This window comes from Pseudomonas sp. NFACC04-2 (assembly GCF_900119265.1).
In the GTDB taxonomy this organism is placed as follows: Bacteria; Pseudomonadota; Gammaproteobacteria; order Pseudomonadales; family Pseudomonadaceae; genus Aquipseudomonas; species Aquipseudomonas fluorescens_AA.
The window spans coordinates 1-18,663 of sequence record NZ_FPJC01000030.1 but is presented as its reverse complement, the minus strand read 5'-3'; the positions used below and the strand labels follow the sequence as shown (position 1 = coordinate 18,663).

16 protein-coding genes and 1 riboswitch are annotated in these 18,663 nt (G+C 62.1%); of the genes, 13 read left to right on the top strand and 3 right to left on the bottom strand.

Annotation, left to right across the window (positions count from 1 at the left end):
• Positions 1-62 precede the first annotated feature (62 nt).
• The 3 genes from hda to BT125_RS26150 all read left to right on the top strand — a co-directional run bounded on the left by hda (position 63) and on the right by BT125_RS26150 (position 2,308).
• Positions 63-767 carry a DnaA regulatory inactivator Hda gene (gene hda / locus BT125_RS26160; protein ID WP_003178999.1) on the top strand — a complete coding sequence of 235 codons (705 nt, stop codon included), beginning with the start codon at positions 63-65 and terminating at the stop codon, positions 765-767.
• 212 nt (positions 768-979) lie between these two features.
• Complete coding sequence (locus BT125_RS26155) at positions 980-1,606, top strand: C40 family peptidase (protein WP_072411813.1); 627 nt, start codon at positions 980-982, stop codon at positions 1,604-1,606.
• 165 nt (positions 1,607-1,771) lie between these two features.
• Complete coding sequence (locus BT125_RS26150; RefSeq protein ID WP_072411811.1) at positions 1,772-2,308, top strand: C40 family peptidase; 537 nt, start codon at positions 1,772-1,774, stop codon at positions 2,306-2,308.
• A 72-nt stretch (positions 2,309-2,380) separates the two neighbouring features.
• Here the strand turns inward: BT125_RS26150 and BT125_RS26145 are convergent, their stop codons facing one another.
• Entirely contained in the window at positions 2,381-3,691 is a 1,311-nt protein-coding gene (locus BT125_RS26145) for a PQQ-dependent sugar dehydrogenase (protein ID WP_072411809.1), read from the bottom strand.
• Positions 3,692-3,868: 177 nt separating this feature from the next.
• The gene (locus tag BT125_RS26140; RefSeq protein WP_072411807.1) at positions 3,869-4,453 is read right to left on the bottom strand and encodes a hypothetical protein; all 585 of its coding nucleotides are present in this window, start codon (positions 4,451-4,453) and stop codon (positions 3,869-3,871) included.
• A 153-nt stretch (positions 4,454-4,606) separates the two neighbouring features.
• Positions 4,607-4,819, top strand: a riboswitch (cobalamin riboswitch).
• Positions 4,820-4,899: 80 nt separating this feature from the next.
• Here BT125_RS26140 and cobO point away from each other — a divergent pair.
• From cobO to BT125_RS26090, 10 genes are all read left to right on the top strand, one after another.
• Positions 4,900-5,511 (top strand): cob(I)yrinic acid a,c-diamide adenosyltransferase, encoded by a 612-nt coding sequence (gene cobO / locus BT125_RS26135; RefSeq protein WP_072411805.1) that lies wholly within the window; start codon positions 4,900-4,902, stop codon positions 5,509-5,511.
• Positions 5,508-6,902, top strand: coding sequence for a cobyrinic acid a,c-diamide synthase CobB (locus BT125_RS26130; protein ID WP_072411803.1), 1,395 nt, complete (start codon positions 5,508-5,510; stop codon positions 6,900-6,902). The genes cobO and BT125_RS26130 overlap by 4 nt, the downstream gene beginning before the upstream one ends.
• Positions 6,899-7,549: a 5,6-dimethylbenzimidazole synthase gene (bluB, locus tag BT125_RS26125; RefSeq protein ID WP_072411801.1), complete on the top strand. Its 651-nt coding sequence runs from the start codon at positions 6,899-6,901 to the stop codon at positions 7,547-7,549. Before BT125_RS26130 ends, bluB begins: the two co-directional genes overlap by 4 nt.
• Entirely contained in the window at positions 7,546-8,454 is a 909-nt protein-coding gene (gene cbiB, locus BT125_RS26120) for an adenosylcobinamide-phosphate synthase CbiB (RefSeq protein WP_072411799.1), read from the top strand. The genes bluB and cbiB overlap by 4 nt, the downstream gene beginning before the upstream one ends.
• Complete coding sequence (cobD, locus tag BT125_RS26115; RefSeq protein WP_072411797.1) at positions 8,447-9,439, top strand: threonine-phosphate decarboxylase CobD; 993 nt, start codon at positions 8,447-8,449, stop codon at positions 9,437-9,439. The genes cbiB and cobD overlap by 8 nt, the downstream gene beginning before the upstream one ends.
• Positions 9,436-10,887: a cobyric acid synthase gene (locus BT125_RS26110; protein ID WP_072411795.1), complete on the top strand. Its 1,452-nt coding sequence runs from the start codon at positions 9,436-9,438 to the stop codon at positions 10,885-10,887. Before cobD ends, BT125_RS26110 begins: the two co-directional genes overlap by 4 nt.
• A 123-nt stretch (positions 10,888-11,010) precedes the next feature.
• On the top strand, positions 11,011-11,532 hold the full coding sequence (gene cobU, locus BT125_RS26105) for a bifunctional adenosylcobinamide kinase/adenosylcobinamide-phosphate guanylyltransferase (RefSeq protein ID WP_072411793.1): 522 nt from the start codon (positions 11,011-11,013) through the stop codon (positions 11,530-11,532).
• Positions 11,529-12,584: a nicotinate-nucleotide--dimethylbenzimidazole phosphoribosyltransferase gene (gene cobT, locus BT125_RS26100; protein ID WP_072411791.1), complete on the top strand. Its 1,056-nt coding sequence runs from the start codon at positions 11,529-11,531 to the stop codon at positions 12,582-12,584. Before cobU ends, cobT begins: the two co-directional genes overlap by 4 nt.
• Positions 12,581-13,156: an alpha-ribazole phosphatase family protein gene (gene cobC, locus BT125_RS26095; protein WP_072411789.1), complete on the top strand. Its 576-nt coding sequence runs from the start codon at positions 12,581-12,583 to the stop codon at positions 13,154-13,156. The genes cobT and cobC overlap by 4 nt, the downstream gene beginning before the upstream one ends.
• 2 nt (positions 13,157-13,158) lie before the next feature.
• A complete protein-coding gene (locus BT125_RS26090) occupies positions 13,159-13,890 on the top strand; it encodes an adenosylcobinamide-GDP ribazoletransferase (RefSeq protein ID WP_072411787.1) in 732 nt (243 codons plus the stop codon).
• 24 nt (positions 13,891-13,914) lie between these two features.
• Here BT125_RS26090 and BT125_RS26085 read toward each other — a convergent pair whose 3' ends face one another.
• Positions 13,915-18,597 (bottom strand): RHS repeat domain-containing protein, encoded by a 4,683-nt coding sequence (locus tag BT125_RS26085; protein ID WP_256573838.1) that lies wholly within the window; start codon positions 18,595-18,597, stop codon positions 13,915-13,917.
• Between the last annotated feature and the right edge of the window lie 66 nt (positions 18,598-18,663).

The following is an 18,663-nucleotide window of genomic DNA, read 5'->3' as shown; positions in this document are numbered from 1 at the left end:
TATAAACTTTGCGCACTTTACACAGAGGCCACTAACGGTTCCTTGGGAACTGTTCAGTCAGCATGAAACCGATTCAGCTGCCCCTAGGTGTGCGTCTGCGTGATGACGCCACCTTTATCAACTACTACCCAGGCGCCAATGCCGCTGCACTCGGCTATGTCGAGCGGCTTTGCGAAGCCGACGCCGGCTGGACCGAAAGCCTGATCTATCTGTGGGGCAAGGACGGGGTAGGGCGCACGCACCTGTTGCAGGCCGCGTGCCTTCGGTTCGAGCAGTTAGGTGAGCCTGCTGTTTACCTGCCGTTGGCCGAGTTGCTCGATCGCGGTGTTGAAATCCTCGACAACCTTGAACAGTACGAACTGGTCTGCCTGGACGATCTCCAGGCCGTGGCCGGCAAGGCTGACTGGGAAGAAGCGCTGTTTCATCTGTTCAATCGGCTGCGCGACAGCGGTCGGCGTTTGCTGATCGCCGCCTCGACGTCGCCTCGGGAGCTGCCGGTGAAGCTGGCGGATCTCAAATCCCGTCTCACCCTGGCGCTGATTTTCCAGATGCGCCCGTTGTCCGACGAAGACAAACTCCGTGCCTTGCAGCTGCGCGCTTCCCGACGTGGCCTGCACCTGACCGACGAAGTCGGGCATTTCATCCTCACTCGTGGCACCCGCAGCATGAGCGCATTGTTCGAGCTGCTCGAGCGCCTCGACCAAGCCTCGCTCCAGGCCCAGCGCAAGCTGACTATTCCTTTTTTGAAAGAAACTTTGGGCTGGTAGAACCGTTGTAAGTAGTGGCTCATGGCCTATTCTGGGCGCGGCGGAACCCGCGGTCCTGCTGGGTTGCAGGCTGCGTGACGTTCAAAATGGGCTTAAGCGCTTAGATGTAAACGTAAAACCGAGAAGTCACATTTGCATCGATTGAATTTGCAAATGAGGTTGATAGAAGGCATAGTCTCGCCATCTTTACTACTTCAGCCACGGTCGTGCCCATGCTAAATCGCTTCGCACCCCTCGTGCCTCTCGCACTCGTTACCCTGTTGTTCGGTTGCGCTGCCCACTCTCCAGTGTCCCAGCAAGCGCCACAACCACAGGTCCAGAATTCCGTTACTGCCCAGTCTTCCTCCGTTGCGTTCCAGGAAGAAATGGCCTCCGACAAAGAGCTCGCAGCCTTCGCCGGCAGCAAGCCTTACCAGCTTCCAGTACTGGCCGACAGCATTCTGGAACGTGGCATGTCGTTGATCGGTACCCGCTACCGTTTTGGCGGTACTTCTGAAGCCGGCTTCGATTGCAGCGGTTTCATCGGTTATCTGTTCCGCGAAGAGGCTGGCATGAACCTGCCGCGCTCCACTCGCGAAATGATCAACGTGAACGCCCCACTGGTAGCGCGCAATCAGCTGGAGCCCGGTGACCTGCTGTTCTTCAGCACCAACGGTCGTCGCGGTCGCGTCAGTCATGCCGGTATCTACTTGGGCGACAACCAGTTCATCCATTCCAGCAGCCGCCGCAGCGGTGGTGTGCGGATCGACAGTCTGGGCGACAGCTACTGGAGCAAGACCTTCATCGAAGCCAAGCGCGCCCTCGCCATGGCACCCACTGTGGTCACTGCTCGCAAGTAAGCACACAGTTTGTAAGGCAAACTTAAAGTCTTACTTGAAGTTTGCCACATAGCCGCTAGAATCCTTGATCATTGATTGATGGCAATCCGCCTGCGTACTACGCAGGCGGATTTGTTTTCATGCCCACGGCAGAAAAGCCGCATCCAGATCAGGATTGTTCTGCATATGTCGACGTCGGCCCGCCTCGCGCTCATTTTCCTCGCCGCACTGCTCAGTGCGTGCGCCAGCCGTACTCCGCCGCCAGCATCTGTTGTACGGTCCCCGGTGGTCTTTGCTCCCTCGCAATCCTTTTCGCCGGCCGCCGAAGACGTCCTGTTCCGGGCGCTGGGCCTGGTGGGGACGCCGTACCGCTGGGGCGGCAACACGCCGGATTCGGGCTTCGATTGCAGTGGCTTGATCGGTTATGTGTACCGCGACGCCGCCGGTATTTCCCTGCCGCGCTCCACGCGCGAGATGATCGGCATGCGCGCCCCGGATGTTGGCAAGAATGCCTTGCAGACCGGTGATTTGATTTTCTTCGCCACCAACGGCGGCTCTCAGGTCAGCCATGCCGGGATCTATGTCGGCGAAGGGCGCTTCGTCCACGCGCCGGCCACGGGCGGCACGGTCAAGCTCGACAGCCTGTCCAAGGCCTATTGGCAAAAGGCTTACCTGGGCGCCAAGCGTGTGTTGCAGCCGGAGCATCTGGCACGTAATCCCTGACGCGGAGATTCAGACCAGCGCAATTTGTGGCGAGGGGATAAATCCCCTCGCCACAAGAGAGTGCGATCAGCACTATTTGGCAGACACTCGCCAGATCTTGTTCCCCACATCATCAGCCACCAACAAGCCGCCCTGCTTGTCGATCACCACGCCTACTGGGCGGCCCTGGGCTTTTTCGTCGGCATTCAGGAATCCAGTCAGTACATCCACCGGTTGCCCCGCGGGTTTGCCGCCGTTGAACGGTACGAAAATCACTTTATAGCCACTGTGGGGCTTACGGTTCCAGGAGCCGTGCTGACCGACGAAAGCCCCTTCGGTAAACGGTGCAGGCAAGGTGCTGCCTTCGGCGAAGGTCAGGCCCAGTGAGGCGGTGTGGGGGCCGACGGCGTAGTCCGGGGCGATGGCCTTGGCCACCAGAGCCGGGTTCTGTGGTTCGACCCGGGCATCGACGTGCTGCCCGTAGTAGCTGTAGGGCCAGCCATAGAACGCACCGTCCTTGACCGAGGTGATGTAGTCCGGCACCAGGTCGCTACCGATCTCGTCCCGTTCGTTCACTGCTGTCCACAGGGCTCCGCTGCGGGGTTCCCAGGCCAGGCCGTTGGGGTTGCGCAGGCCTGAGGCGAAGATCCGGTGATTGCCGCTGGCACGGTCCACTTCCCAGATGGCGGCGCGACCCTCTTCGGCTTCCATGCCATTTTCCGCGACGTTGCTGTTCGAACCGGTGGTGACGTACAGCTTGCTGCCGTCACGGCTGGCAATCACGTTCTTGGTCCAGTGATGGTTGAGGGTGCCGCCCGGCAGGTCGACGACCTTGGTCGGTTGGGCCTTGATTTGCGTATCGCCGTCCTTGTAGGGGAAGCGGATCAGTCGGTCGGTGTCGGCCACGTACAGGTCATTGCCCACCAGGGTCATGCCGAACGGCGAATTGAGGTTTTCCAGGAACACCGTACGAGTTTCGGCGATGCCATCGTGGTTGGCGTCGCGTAATAGCGTGATGCGGTTGGGGCTGGGCACGCCGGCACCGGCGCGGCCCATGACCTTTTTCATCACCCAGCCACGGATGCCCTTGGAATCGTCCGGTTTGGGTGGGGCATTGGTCTCGGCCACCAGCACATCGCCATTGGGTAGCACGTAAAGCCAGCGTGGATGGTCCAGTCCTTCGGCGAACGCGGCCACTTGCAGGCCCTGGGCCGGGGTTGGCTTGGCGCCTTGCGGCCAGCCGACGGCTTCGGCGATGTTGACGGTGGGGACCAGGGTCTTGTTCGGTTCCGGCAGTTTCGGCGCAGGACCGGTGCCGTCGGACACTTGCAGCGTGGAAGACTCGCCACAAGCGACAAGCCCGGCGGCAAGGGCGACGATCAGAAGGTGTGGTGGCTTGAGCATGCTGGCTTCCCTATGAATGCATGAGGTTATTCATAGAGAAGCGTAGACGCACGGATGGTTCAAACTGCGCGCAAAACCTTGTGGGAGCGAGCTTGCTCGCGATGGCGGCGTGAAAGTCGAGATTGATGTTGCCAGGTGCGCCGCTATCGCGAGCAAGCTCGCTCCCACAGTAATGAGTCAGCCATGGGCCTGTTTGAACAGCACGGCAATGCCTGGATGGTATTGACCGGCCTCGTTGCGCAACTTGCGATAGGCGTATGGGAAGTACCAGGCCACGGCGCAGGTGTTTTCCTTCTGCAAGTCGTCGATCATGTCCTGCAGCTCTTCGGGGGTGGCGCTTTGCTGGGCTTTTTGCGGCGAGACGAACAGGCAGCCCAGTTTCAGGTCGCTGGCGTAGCTGATGCGCTTGGCATCGCTGGTGGCTTCCGACAGTGGTTGGGTCAGGTTCAGGTTGTTGACCTTGGGCCAGCGTTGGGTGGCCTGGATGAAGGCACGCTCTTCGGTGCTGGCGATGAACAGGTCGGCGCTGACGTTGCGTTCGCCTTCCTCATTCTGCTTGCGGGTCGGCGCGTTCTGCAGCGTGACCATCTCGGCCATCCAGGCGGCGGCCGACAGCAAGCTGAGATTGGCTCGTTCATCGAACCAATAGGGGGTGTCGTTATCGCCGCGAACCGCATTGTAGCGGTCGATACAATCAAACCAACGTTCCAGCACCGGGCGCAGGAACTCCAGTTTTGGATTGCTGATGAGCATGCCTTGCATGTTTTGCCCTCTTGTTCTTGTGATATCGGGTCGTAATGTCGCTTTGATATCACTTGTCGCAGAATCACACAAGATTGGCGTCATTTTATTGATCGGCGCCAATGAGCGCCTCGGCAGGCGGCTTTAATTGACGCTCCACCCCCAACCCTCTAACCTTCGCCGCTTGTTTCAGGTGCTCTGTGGCCGCTTGGCCGACAGAGTGAAACAGGGAAGCCGGTGAGTGCATACGAACCCGGCGCTGCCCCCGCAACGGTAAATGAGTCAACGCTGTGCCTAAGCCACTGTGTCGCATGACATGGGAAGGCGCGCAGCCAGGCGTCACGCCGCTCATGAGCCCGGAGACCGGCCTGATTCATCCAACGGCATCACGGTGGGCGATGCCAGGCTTGTTGCCGTCTTTTTTTGTGCCCCGCCCGCCGTTATCCAATCCCAACGGAGAGCTCCCCATGACCGACACCCCTGATCGCGACGAACGCCACCTGGCGCGCATGCAGCGCAAGAAAGCCGTGATCGACGAGCGCATCGCCAACTCGCCGAACGAATGCGGCTTGCTGCTGGTGCTGACCGGTAATGGCAAGGGCAAGAGCAGCTCGGCGTTCGGCATGCTGGCACGGTCCATGGGCCATGGCATGCAATGCGGTGTGGTGCAGTTCATCAAGGGACGCAACAGCACTGGTGAAGAGCTGTTTTTTCGCCGCTTCCCGGAGCAGGTGCGTTTTCATGTCATGGGTGAAGGTTTCACCTGGGAAACCCAGGACCGCCAGCGCGACATCGCCGCCGCCGTAGCCGCCTGGGCCGTATCGCGTCAGTTGCTCAGCGATCCGTCCATCGGCCTGGTGGTGCTCGATGAATTGAATATCGCCCTCAAGCACGGCTACCTTGACCTCGACCAGGTGCTGAGCGATCTGCAGGCTCGCCCACCGATGCAGCATGTGGTGGTGACCGGTCGCGGCGCCAAGCCGGAGATGATCGAGCTGGCCGACACCGTGACTGAAATGGGCATGCTCAAGCACGCTTTCCAGGCGGGTATCAAGGCGCAGAAAGGCGTCGAACTGTGAGTGACCCTTGCCTGACAAGCCGCCACTGTCCGGCGGTGTTGATCGCAGCGCCGGCCTCGGGGCAAGGCAAGACCACCGTCACCGCGGCGCTGGCCCGCTTGCATCGCAACCAGGGGCGCAAGGTGCGCGTCTTCAAGTGCGGCCCCGACTTCCTCGACCCGATGATCCTCGAGCGGGCCAGCGGCGCGCCGGTCTATCAATTGGACATGTGGATGGTCGGCGAGCAGGAAAGTCGCCGGCTGTTGTGGGAAGCCGCCGCCGAAGCGGACCTGATCCTGATCGAAGGGGTAATGGGGCTGTTCGACGGCACCCCGTCCAGCGCCGATCTGGCGAGGCATTTTGGCGTACCGGTGCTGGCGGTGATCGACGGCACGGCCATGGCCCAGACCTTCGGTGCCTTGGCCCTGGGCCTGGCCCGTTATCAACCGGACCTGCCATTCGCCGGGGTCTTGGCGAACCGGGTCGGCACCTTGCGTCACGCGCAATTGCTCGAAGGTAGCCTGACCGAAGGCCTGCGTTGGTACGGCGCGCTGTCCCGGGAAACCGGCATCGAATTGCCAAGCCGTCATCTCGGGTTGGTCCAGGCCAGTGAATTGAACGATCTCGACCTGCGCCTCGACGCGGCGGCCGATGCCTTGGCCGGTAGTTGCGAGGTGGCGCTGCCGCCAGCGGTCGAATTCGCCGCGCCCGAGGTGATCAATCCGCCGCCGTGGCTCGACGGTGTGCGCATCGCCGTGGCCCGTGACGAAGCGTTCGCCTTCACCTATGGCGCAAGCCTTGATCTGCTGCGGGCCATGGGGGCGCAGTTGAGCTTTTTTTCACCGATCCATGACACCGAACTGCCTGAGGCGGACAGTCTTTATCTGCCTGGCGGTTATCCGGAGCTGCACCACGTTGCGCTGGCCCGGAATACGCCGATGCTGGCCGCGATCCGTGCTCACCATGCCGCCGATAAACCGTTACTCGCCGAATGCGGCGGCATGTTGTACCTGCTCGATTCATTGACCGATGTCGACGGCGTGCGCGCCGAACTGCTGGGTTTGCTGGCCGGCGATGCGCAGATGCAGAAGCGCCTGGCGGCCCTGGCGCTGCAGTCGGTGGATTTGCCGGAAGGCAACCTGCGTGGGCACACCTATCATCATTCCCTGACCAGCACCGAGGTTGAACCGATTGCCCGTGGCCATAGCCCCAATGGCGGACGCGGTGCGGAGGCGGTTTTCCGGCAAGGGCGGATGACGGCTTCCTATGTGCACTTTTATTTTCCGTCCAATCCCAGGGCGATTGCCGCGTTGTTTGCGCCTGACCCTGAGGCCGCCTTCGCGAGCAAGCCCGCTCCCACATTTGATCACCTGAACCCTGTGGGAGCGGGCTTGCTCGCGAAGAGGCCATGACCGACAACGCTTTCTCCCAGACTGAACGCGACGCCATCTACCGCGCCATCGCTGAACGCCGTGACATGCGCCACTTCAGCGGCGGCACGGTCGAACCGGCGTTGCTGCGTCGCTTGCTGGAAGCCGCGCACCAGGCCCCCAGTGTCGGCCTGATGCAGCCGTGGCGATTCATCCGCATCAGCGACCGCGCCTTGCGTGGGCAGATCCGCCAACTGGTGGAGCAGGAACGCATTCGCACCGCGCAGGCCCTGGGCGAGCGCAGCGATGAGTTCATGACGCTCAAGGTCGAAGGCATCGACTATTGTGCCGAAGTGCTGGTGGCGGCATTGATGGAGGATCGCGAGCGGCATATCTTCGGTCGTCGGACCTTGCCGGAAATGGACCTGGCCTCGCTGTCCTGCGCCATCCAGAACCTGTGGCTGGCCTCCCGCGCCGAAGGGCTGGGGATGGGCTGGGTGTCATTGTTCGAACCTCAGGCCCTGGCCGACCTGCTGGGCTTGCCCGCCGGGGCCAAGCCGCTGGCGATCCTTTGCCTGGGCCCGGTGGAGGGGTTTTACCCGGCGCCGATGCTCGCCCTGGAAGGTTGGGCGCAACCGCGTCCGCTCAATGAATTGCTGTATGAAAACCGTTGGGGAGTGAGTCCATGAGCGTGGCGTTGCTCAGTGCCGCCGCGGTGGCGCTGGATGCGCTGTTGGGCGAGCCCAGGCGCTGGCATCCGTTGGTGGCGTTCGGTGGCTTTGCCGATCGCATCGAACAACGTTTCAACTCAGGCGGACGTGGCTGGCGCAGCCACGGGGTGACGGCTTGGGTGATCGCCGTGGTGCCGTTGACCTTGCTCGCCACGGCGCTGTCTTGGGCGCCGATGGTGGGCTGGTTGGTGGAGATCCTGGCGTTGTACTGTGCCCTCGGCCTGCGCAGCCTCGGCGAGCATGTCGAGCCGGTGGCGCGGGCATTGCGCAGCGGTGATCTGGAGCAGGCGCGCCAGCGCGTCGGCTACCTGGTCAGTCGCGAGACTGCTGAACTGGATGAAACCGCCGTGGCCCGCGCCGCCACCGAGTCGGTGCTGGAGAACGGCAGCGACGCGGTGTTCGCCGCGCTGTTCTGGTTCGCCGTGGCTGGCGCGCCAGGTGTGGTGCTGTACCGCCTGAGCAATACCCTCGACGCCATGTGGGGTTATCGCAACGAACGCTTCGAGCGCTTCGGCTGGGCGGCGGCCAAGATCGACGATGTGCTCAACTACATTCCGGCGCGCCTGGTGGCGTTGACCTACGCGCTGCTCGGCAAAACCCGCCTGGCACTCAAGTGCTGGCGCACCCAGGGCCCGACCTGGGACAGCCCCAACGCCGGGCCGGTGATGGCCGCCGGGGCCGGAGCGCTGGGTGTCGAGCTGGGCGGGGCGGCGGTTTACCACGGCGAACTGCACCAACGTCCGCCCTTGGGCGAAGGCGTGCCGGCGAGTGCCGACTCCATTGATCGCGGCTGGCAATTGGTCCAGCGCGGGGTATGGTTGTGGTTGCTGATTCTCTGCCTGGGAGCTGAGTTCTATGCTTGAGCACGGCGGGCGCTTGCGCAACGCGGCCCGGCAATATGGCATTGCCGAAGCCGATTGGCTCGACTTGTCCAGCGGCCTCGCGCCTTGGCCGTTCGACGTTCCGGCGATTCCCCTGCGGGCTTGGGCGCGCCTGCCGGAAACCGATGATGGCTTGGAGCAGGCCGCCTGCGATTACTACGGTGCGTTGAATGTGCTGCCGGTGGCGGGCTCGCAGATGGCCATCCAGCTGTTGCCGCGCCTGCGTCGCAGCGGCAAGGTCGGCGTCTTGTCGCCGTGTTACGCCGAGCACGCCGAAGCCTGGCGCCGCAGTGGCTATATCGTGCGCGAAGTGCTGGAAGCGGAGGTGGATTTCTTCCTCGACAGCCTCGACGTGCTGGTGGTGGTCAACCCGAACAACCCCACGGGCCTGAGCCTGGCGCCCGAGCGTTTGCTGGATTGGCATGCCCGCCTGGCCCAGCGCGGTGGCTGGTTGGTGGTGGATGAAGCGTTCATGGACGTCACACCGGCGCTGAGCCTGGCGGCGTACACCCATCTGGTCGGGCTGATCGTCCTGCGTTCGTTCGGCAAGTTCTTTGGCTTGGCCGGGGTTCGCCTGGGCTTTGTATTGGCCGAACGGCGCTTGCTCAAGTTGCTCGCCGAACAAGTCGGGCCGTGGGCCGTCAGCGGGCCGACCCGGGTGCTGGGCCAGGCGTGCCTGCTGGACAGCGCTGCCCACGCAGACCAGCGCCAGCGCTGCGAAACCACCAGCCATCGTCTGGCTCTGTTGCTCGAACGCCACGGCTTCAAGCCGCAGGGTGGCTGTGGATTGTTCCAATGGCTGGTCACCGAACACGCTCAGGGGCTTCACGATTTCATGGCCCATCGCGGCATTCTCCTGCGTCTGTTCGTGAACACCAGCAGCCTGCGTTTCGGGCTGCCGGCCGACGACAGCGAGTTCCTGCGCCTCGAACAAGCCTTCGAGGCCTACGCCAAGGACACCCCATGACCACAGTGATGGTGCAGGGCACCACCTCCGATGCCGGCAAAAGTACCCTGGTCACGGCCTTGTGCCGCTGGGTCAAGCGCCAGGGTGTGGGCGTGGTGCCGTTCAAGCCGCAGAACATGGCCCTCAACAGCGCCGTGACCGCTGACGGCGGCGAAATCGGTCGGGCCCAGGCGGTGCAGGCCCAGGCCGCCGGTCTCGAACCGCACACCGACATGAACCCGGTGCTGCTCAAGCCCAACAGCGACACCGGCGCCCAGGTGATCATCCACGGTCGCGCTGTCACCACCATGAACGCCGTGGCTTATCACGATTACAAAGCCATCGCGATGCAAGCGGTGCTGGCTTCCCACGCGCGCTTGAGCGCGGCCTATCCGGTGGTGATGGTGGAGGGCGCCGGCTCGCCGGCGGAGATCAACCTGCGCGCCGGTGACATCGCCAACATGGGCTTTGCCGAGGCGGTGGACTGCCCGGTGTTGCTGATCGCCGATATCAATCGCGGCGGGGTGTTCGCCCATCTGGTCGGCACGCTGGAGTTGCTTTCCCCCAGCGAGCAGGCGCGGGTAAAGGGCTTCATCATCAACCGTTTTCGTGGCGACATCGCCTTGCTGCAACCGGGCCTGGACTGGCTGGAAGCGCGCACTGGCAAACCGGTGATCGGCGTGTTGCCGTACGTCATGGATCTGCACCTGGAAGCCGAGGATGGCCTTGATCAGCGTCAGATCGACAAGGCCGAGCAAGTGCTGAAAGTGGTGGTGCCGGTCTTGCCGCGCATCAGCAACCACACCGATTTCGATCCGTTGCGCCTGCACCCACAGGTCGACCTGCAATTCGTCGGCCCCGGCCAGCCCATCCCGCCGGCCGACCTGATCATCCTGCCCGGCTCGAAAAGCGTGCGCAGCGACCTGGCCTACCTGCGCGCCAACGGCTGGGCAACGGCGATCGATCGTCACCTGCGTTACGGCGGAAAAGTGCTAGGAATCTGCGGCGGTTTGCAGATGCTTGGCCAGCAGGTCCACGACCCGCTGGGGCTGGAAGGCGCGGCGGGCTCCAGTGCCGGTCTGGGCCTGCTGGACTTCGAAACGACCCTGGAACACGAGAAGCAACTGCGCAATGTGCACGGGCGACTGGCCTTGGAAGCGGCCGAAGTCAGCGGCTATGAGATCCACGCGGGCGTGACCACTGGCCCGGCCCTGGAACAGGCTGCGGTGCATCTGGAGGATGGGCGTTGCGACGGTGCCCAGAGCCTCGATGGGCAAATTTTCGCCACCTACCTGCACGGGCTGTTCGAGTCCCCCCAGGCCAGCAGCGCGTTGTTGCGTTGGGCGGGGTTGCCGGATGTGCAAACGGTGGATTACCACGGCTTGCGCGAGCGGGACATCGAGCGGTTGGCGGATCTGGTGGAGCGGCATCTGGATATTGGATTGTTGCGTGAGCTTTGTGGGATTTAGGGGGGCTGGGCTGGCCTCATCGCGAGCAAGCTCGCTCCCACAGGGGAATGCATTTCAAAATGTGGGAGCGAGCTTGCTCGCGATGGCGCCAGTCGCCACACCGCCAAATAAAGGTAATGACCCATGCTCCAACTGATCCTCGGCGGCGCCCGCTCCGGCAAGAGTCGCCTGGCTGAAAAACTCGCGGCGGACACCGGCTTGCCAGTGACCTACATCGCCACCAGCCAACCCCTGGACGGTGAGATGAACGATCGTGTCGCCCAGCACCGCGCCCGGCGGCCGGCCGAATGGGCGCTGGTGGAGGAGCCCTTGGCCCTGGCCCGGGTGCTGCGGGAAAACGCTGCCTCCGGGCAATGCCTGCTGGTGGATTGCCTGACCCTGTGGCTGACCAACCTGCTGATGCTCGACGCTCCTGAGCAACTGAACGCCGAGCGCGAAGCGCTGCTGGACAGCCTGGCCGCGCTGCCCGGGCAGATCATTTTTGTCAGCAACGAGACCGGCATGGGTGTCGTGCCGCTGGGTGAGTTGACTCGCCGTTATGTCGATGAAGCCGGTTGGCTGCATCAAGCCTTGGCCGAACGTTGTCAGCGCGTCGTGCTGACCGTCGCGGGCCTGCCCCTGACTCTCAAAGGTACTGCGTTATGAATCATCGCTGGTGGCTGGACCCGTGCAAACCCGTCGATAACCAAGCATTGGAACTGGCCGCGGCCCGTCAGCAACAACTGACCAAACCGGCCGGTTCCCTGGGGCGGCTGGAGTCGGTGGCGGTGCAACTGGCGGGTCTGCAAGGGCAGCTCAAACCGGGCCTGGACCGGTTGTGGATCGCGATTTTCGCCGGTGACCATGGCGTGGTCGCAGAAGGCGTATCGGCTTATCCCCAAGAGGTCACCGGGCAAATGCTGCTCAATTTCGTCAGCGGCGGCGCAGCCATCAGCGTCCTGGCGCGACAACTGGGCGCCTCCCTGGAAGTGGTCGACCTGGGCACCGTCACGCCTGCGCTGGACCTGCCCGGTGTGCGGCACCTGAATCTCGGGCCGGGCACGGCGAATTTCGCCCAGGGCCCGGCAATGACGATGAGACAGGGCGAGCAAGCCTTGCACGCCGGGTGCGACAGTGTGCTGCGTGCCGTCGCGGCCGGGACGCAATTGTTCATCGGCGGCGAGATGGGCATCGGCAACACCACCGCCGCCAGCGCCCTGGCCTGCGCCTTGCTCGACTGCCCGGTGGCGCATCTGGTCGGGCCGGGCACGGGGTTGGACGCCGTGGGTGTCAGCCGCAAGGCCCAAGTGATCGAACGGGCCCTGGCGTTGCACGCTGCCCAGGGTAACGACCCGTTGCAGACCCTGTTCAACCTCGGCGGTTTTGAAATCGCCGCGTTGGTCGGCGCATACCTGGCCTGTGCCCAGCAGGGCGTCGCCGTGCTGGTGGATGGCTTCATCTGCAGCGTCGCGGCCCTGGTGGCGGTGCGCCTCAATCCGGCGTGCCGGCCGTGGTTGCTGTTCGCTCATCGCGGCGCCGAACCGGGCCATCGTCATGTGCTGGAAACCCTCGGCGCCGAACCGCTGCTGGATCTCGGCCTGCGCCTGGGCGAGGGCAGTGGCGCGGCGTTGGCGGTGCCGCTGTTGCGTCTGGCCTGCGACCTGCACGGGCAGATGGCGACGTTTGCCGAAGCGGCCGTGGCGGACCGCCCAGCATGACCTTGCGCCTGGACCTGCTGCGTCACGGCGAAACCGAACTGGGCGGCGGCTTGCGCGGCAGCCTCGACGATGCCCTGACCGCCAAGGGCTGGGAACAAATGCACACGGCGGTGGCGCAGGGCGGCCCCTGGGATCGACTGGTCAGTTCGCCCTTGCAGCGCTGCGCCCATTTCGCCGAGCAACTCGGTGCCCGGCTCGAACTGCCGGTGCACTTGGACAAAGACCTGCAAGAGCTGCATTTTGGCGCCTGGGAAGGCCGTAGCGCGGCGGCGCTGATGACGACCGACGCCGAAGCCCTGGGCCGGTTCTGGGCCGATCCCTACGGCTTCACTCCGCCCGATGGCGAACCGGTGCTGGCGTTTTCCAGCCGGGTCCTGGCGGCGGTCGAGCGTTTGCAGGCGTCCTACGCGGGGCAGCGCGTCTTACTGGTCAGCCACGGCGGCGTGATGCGCTTGCTACTGGCCCGGGCTCGTGGTCTGCCGCGTGAACAGTTGCTCAATGTCGAAGTCGGCCATGGCGCGTTGTTTTCCCTGCGCGTGTCGTCCGGCGCGCGGCTGGAAGAGGCGGTTTGACCATGTTGCCGTTCTGGATCGCCCTGCAATTTCTCAGCAACCTGCCGGTTCGCCTGCCCGGCATACCCGAGCCCGGGCAACTGGGTCGTTCGCTGTTGTTCTACCCGTTGGTGGGCCTGTTGTTCGGCGGCTTGCTATGGCTGCTCAATGAGTGGCTGACAGGCGCGCCACTGCTGCTGCACGCCGCGCTGTTGCTGACGGCGTGGGTGTTGCTCAGCGGTGGCCTGCACCTCGATGGCCTGGCCGACAGCGCCGACGCCTGGCTCGGCGGTTTTGGCGACCGCGAGCGCACGTTGCTGATCATGAAGGATCCGCGCAGCGGGCCGATTGCGGTCATCACGTTGGTGCTGGTGCTGTTGCTCAAATTCGCTGCGTTGCTGGCGTTGATCGAGCAAGGGCAGGGCTTGATGTTGATCATCGTGCCGGTGCTGGGGCGGGCCGCTTTGCTTGGCCTGTTCCTGAGCACGCCTTACGTGCGGGCGGGTGGGTTGGGCCAGGCCCTTGCCGACCATGTGCCTCGGCGTGCCGGGTGGTGGGTGTTGCTCGTGTGTGCGCTGGGGTGTGTGCTGGTTGCGGGATGGGCCGGCGTCCTTACCCTGCTGCTCGCCTGCACGGTGTTCATCGGTTTGCGCCACATGATGCTGCGCAGATTGGGGGGCTGTACCGGGGATACGGCGGGGGCGTTGTTGGAGTTGTTGGAGATGGTGGTGTTGGTAGGGGGGGTGTTGAGCTGAGTTTGCCTCCGAAGATCAATAGGGTTAGGTACGGACTGGATTGGGTGTAGTTGAGCTACTGGATGTATTCGCAGACGGGGAGTTTTTTATGCTAGGTCTTTCCTTAAACTCCTGCACAGGTTTTAAAGCATTCTGATTGTCAGGCAGCATTGCAGCACCGTTTCCTTTCGGTGCTGGCTGGATTGGCTTGATTACCGCTGAAGTGCTACTGGCACCACCACCGCCGATTGGCTTCAGTGGCGGTGGAGTAGGCGCAGCTGAAGCTGTAGCCGTAACCGTAGCGGGGACGGCACTTCGCGGCATAGGGAAGACACGCCCATTCATCGATCTTGCTTGCGGTATGATCTGTTGGATAAGCGCTACTTTTTTATTTGGAAGAACTGCCATCGTTGAGTTTTTCGGAGCCACGGTACCGGAAAAAATCAAATGGGCTGATGACCTGTTCTTAGCCACACCGCTAGCTTTTGCGCGCATCGACTTGACTCCGTTGTAGGATGATTTGGCAATAAGCGGGAGCGACACTGCTATCGCCGCATACCCCAGATACAGCCCCCATTTACCGGCCTGCTCATTCGTGTCCGCTACCGCCACCGCGCTGGCGATCGTCGAGCCAGCCGAGAGCGCGGTACCCGCGGCGATCAATGCAAAGGTGGCGCCCGATGACGGAATTAATGCAATAACCCCAACGACCACAAAGAATGCGCCCACCGCCACGGAAATCCAGCCTTCCACGCCACCACCGCCGCCCGACGGTAGGGGGGTATCCTCGTCCGGCCGTCGCAACCTGCCACTCCAGCCGATCGCCTCGTGCCCGGTGGGGTCACGCAGGGCTATCGGGTTACCCAGGCAATAGGTGTAAGGATTCACCCCACCGCTGCCAAACGGGCTGAGGGAGTCCGGAGTGTGGAAGCGCATCAGGCCCGGGTTGTAGGCCCTGTAACCCAGGCCGAGCATGTACCAGCCATTGGCTTGCTCACGGATTTCACCGTTGAAGGCCAGCAGGCTTCTCAGAGGCTCGTCACTGTGGCGTTCCCCGTACGCGTTGTAGACGGCAGTGCGCAGGTCGCGTTGCCGGCTTTCACCGATGACGCTGTGGTTCGGGTCGGTGAGTAACAGCAACGTCTGTGAGTCGTCCGAGGCTTGTTGCCCCAGTGGCCCGTCAGTGTGATGGAGGAGGTGGGTCTGTTGACCGTCCTGGTCGATACTGCTCAGTTTCTCGTCCTGATAAAAACGCAGGACTTCACTTTCATTACCTTGTTTCGATGTGAGCAAATGATCATGGCTGTCATAGCGGTACTGACTCACGGTCTCGCCCACAGGGCTTTCGACGCCTACCAAGCGGCTCTGGCTGTCATAAATCAAGCGTTGACCGCGCTCGTCGTTGAGTTGGCAGCCGTTGAGATCGTAGGCGAATGTCGGATTCTGTGTGGCTCTTTCCGGTGTGTACTCAATGCTCTGGAGCTGGCAAGGGTTATCGTCTGCGTAGGCGAATATGGCCCGTTCGGTTGTAGCATCGGCGAATGTCGTCAAGACGAGCTTGATATTGTCCAAGGCATCGAACGCGAATATTTGCCTGGTGATCTCCCTCCCTTCGTTGTCCCTGGGTAACGTGCTGCCCTCGCACTCGTGTTTGACCAGTCGCCCACGGGGGTCATAGCCAAACGTCTCCTTGAGCAGGCTCACCCCGTTGTGCTGCAGGTGTCGGCTTTGCAACAAGCTGTCGACCTGCCAGGTTTGCGTCTGGGTGTAGGGTGGCAACTGATTCAAGGTCAGCGTGCGCAGTACTTCGCGACCTTGATCGTCATACTGCAATTGCGCCACCAGCGTGCTGTCCGCCGCCAGGTCCGTCGTAGTGGTGCAAAAGAGCTGGCCCAAGCCGTCATATTCGAACGCGGCGTGGAGTTGGCCCTGATTGATGCTACTCACTCGCCCGGCCTCGTCGTAACCATAGACGGTGTCCAGCCCGGCGCTATGCTCTTGTTTCAATTCGGTGCGCTTGAGCGGACGGCCTTGCATGGAGCTCGCATGCAGGGTCTCCCAGGCAATGTTTCGACTGTCGACCCAACGCTCGACGCGCAATTGATTGGCGGTGTTGTATTCGTATTCTCTGCGTCCCTGTTCGTTACATGCCTGGGTCAGGCGCGAGCTGATCGAGTGGTAGGCAAAATCCGCGTTTTCATCTGGAGCGCTACTGCTGATGGGCTGGTCGGTGAGTGCCAGGTTGTATACGTACTCAATGGTATCGTTAGCCGGCGTGATCCTCGTCTTCACTTGCAACTGGCCGGCCTCGTAGGTGTAGCGCTCTGTGTGCGTGCCAACGGTGGTCCGGGTCAGGCGTCCCAAGCCATCGAACGCCTGAGTGCCTACGCTCGTTTCGTCTACGCCGCCACCGCTGACGCACAGGTCCACCGGCAATTCCAAGGTGCTGTGCGCTGCATACGTGCGCTTGACGATGCTGTCGTCGGGCAGCGTGCTGCTGATCAGGCGCGACCAGGGGTCATAGACGAATTCAGTGGTGTATTTCGCGGCATCCGTGTGCTGGGTACAACGGCCCAGGCCGTCGTAGAGGTAGGTTTCGGTCGCGATTTCCTCTTCGGCTGCATCCACGGTCCGCACCTGCGAGGGCTTGCCGAACAGGTTGAGCCAGGTCTCGCTCAGGCCGCTTATCATGGGGGATGGCCCGGGGCTCTGGATCCAGTTGCGCTGGATCGGTCCCTGGGACTCCGGTGTCCCGATCGGGTCCAGGCTTTGATGGATCTCGACCCCGTCTGGACCGACCACGTAGCTTTGCTGCGCCCAGTCGTCATAGTGGAACGTGCTCTTGAGCGCCCTCGATTCTCCGTCCAGCCAGTCATACTCGGTTTCTTCAGCCAACTCTCCCCAGGCGTTATAAATGGCCGCATAGGTTTGGCGAGTCCTGCTCGAGTCGGCGCTGTCGAAATGCTCGCTCTCCTGGAAAACCAAACGGCCCAATCCATCGAGCACGCTGCGTGTCTTGATTCTCCTGGCGTTGAGGGTCAAATGCTCCGCCTGTTGTCCCCGAGTGGCGCTGAGGGTGTATTCATAATTGCGAATGGCCGTGAAGGCGGTATTTGGGGCGACGACTTCCCTCGTCACGCGATTCAGGACGTCATAGTAATAATGGGTTTCCACGCCGTCTTCGTGACTTGACAGTTCTTGCGAGGTGAGTCGTGAATGCTGTCGGATGATGGTTTTGCTGGCGTCATCGAGCGTTGTGCTCAGCGTTTCCGTGGTTTGCTGCACGGGCACTCCGAATTGAAGGCTGTCGAATTTACTGTAGTCGTAATCGACCCGGGTGGAATGGCCATTCAAGGTCGTCGTCTGACGGGAAACGCGCCCATGCAGGAACGCATTGGTCGAATCGTCGATAGGCTCGAAGAGCGTTTGTTCCAGTTCGCTTTCGGTGGGCCCGAGCTGCACCAGCGTCTGGCTTTCGAGCGTGAGCCATTTCTTTAACGGCAGGTCTTGCGACGTGCTGTCGTCTACTTGCGACAGCGCTTTGTAACGGTAACGAGTACTCAGCGTCGGGGCCTGGCCATTGGCTGGCGGAGCCGGGGTGACGGTTTGCTCCTTGAGGTTGCGTACGAAACCCTCGGGGTCGGCCGGACAGCCGTCCTCACCCGCGGCGCAATACCAGATGTTGGTTTCAATAACGCCGTCTGCCCGGACCTGCACCCGCAGGTTGCCAAAGTTGTCATAAGTACTGCTGACGGTTTCAGTGCGCCTGCGGTTGGGATTATTGAGCAACGACCAAGTGGTCCTCACTGTCTTGGGCAGTTGGCAGTAGTTGGGTTGTTGGTCGAACTCGACACCCGGGGTCAGGTAGTACGTGGTTTCGACCGTCTCGACATTATTGTTTTGAGTGGTCGTTTCGCTTGTCAGCAAATGGAACTGGTTGAACTTGCGCTCGATTTTTCGAACTGGGTAAGGCTCCGGTTCCGAGTCATCCTGAATCCAGAGCGTTTCGATGCACACGTATTCGTAGACGCCAATGTATTTATAGAGATTGTCCAGGCCGTTGTCTTCCCAAGACAAGAGCAGGCCGCCGCCCAGGAAGTTTTTCTCGCTTTCCCCGGGGTCTTCGCTTTTGTAGGTATAGCGAACATCAATCGGCGGCTGGCCGAATCCCGGCTCGGTCAGGTGCCGGGTCACCCGAGGCAACGGCGTGTGTCCGCTGTCATCCGGGAATTGATGGCCGTCGTCTTGATAGAATATTTCCTCCCTCCCCCCCGTTGGGGTCTCTACCCGCGTGATGCAGAGATGATCGCGGACAAGGTCGTAGCCAAAACGCCAGGATGCTTCGTTCTCGGTCGGCAGGGTGATGCGGCTGACGTATTTGTCAGAGCCTTCCAGAGCCATGGCAAAGCGTGCCAACGGGCCACCGTCCGGTCCGGCGGATGGCTGGAGCAGCACTTCGAGGGACGTACTCTGGCGGTCGACCGTCAGCAGGGTCTGGTCGGCGTCATCCTTGACCCATGCCAGTACCTGATAAGTACCACTGAATGGGGTATAGCCGAGCGTGACCGAGTGTCCCGTGGCCGCACGAATCTCAACGGGCAGGGCTACCTCGCCCTGTGAACTGCCCAGTACTTCCAATATCTCCACCAGGCCGGACTTATGCACGACCCGGTAATGCTTGTCGTCCTCCTGGTAGAAGTGAAAACTGTCGAGTTTTTTTTCCTTCATCACCAACTGGCCGCTGACGGTGTCGCTGCCGGTGACCTTGAAAGTTTCACCCGTGCTCAGGGCCAG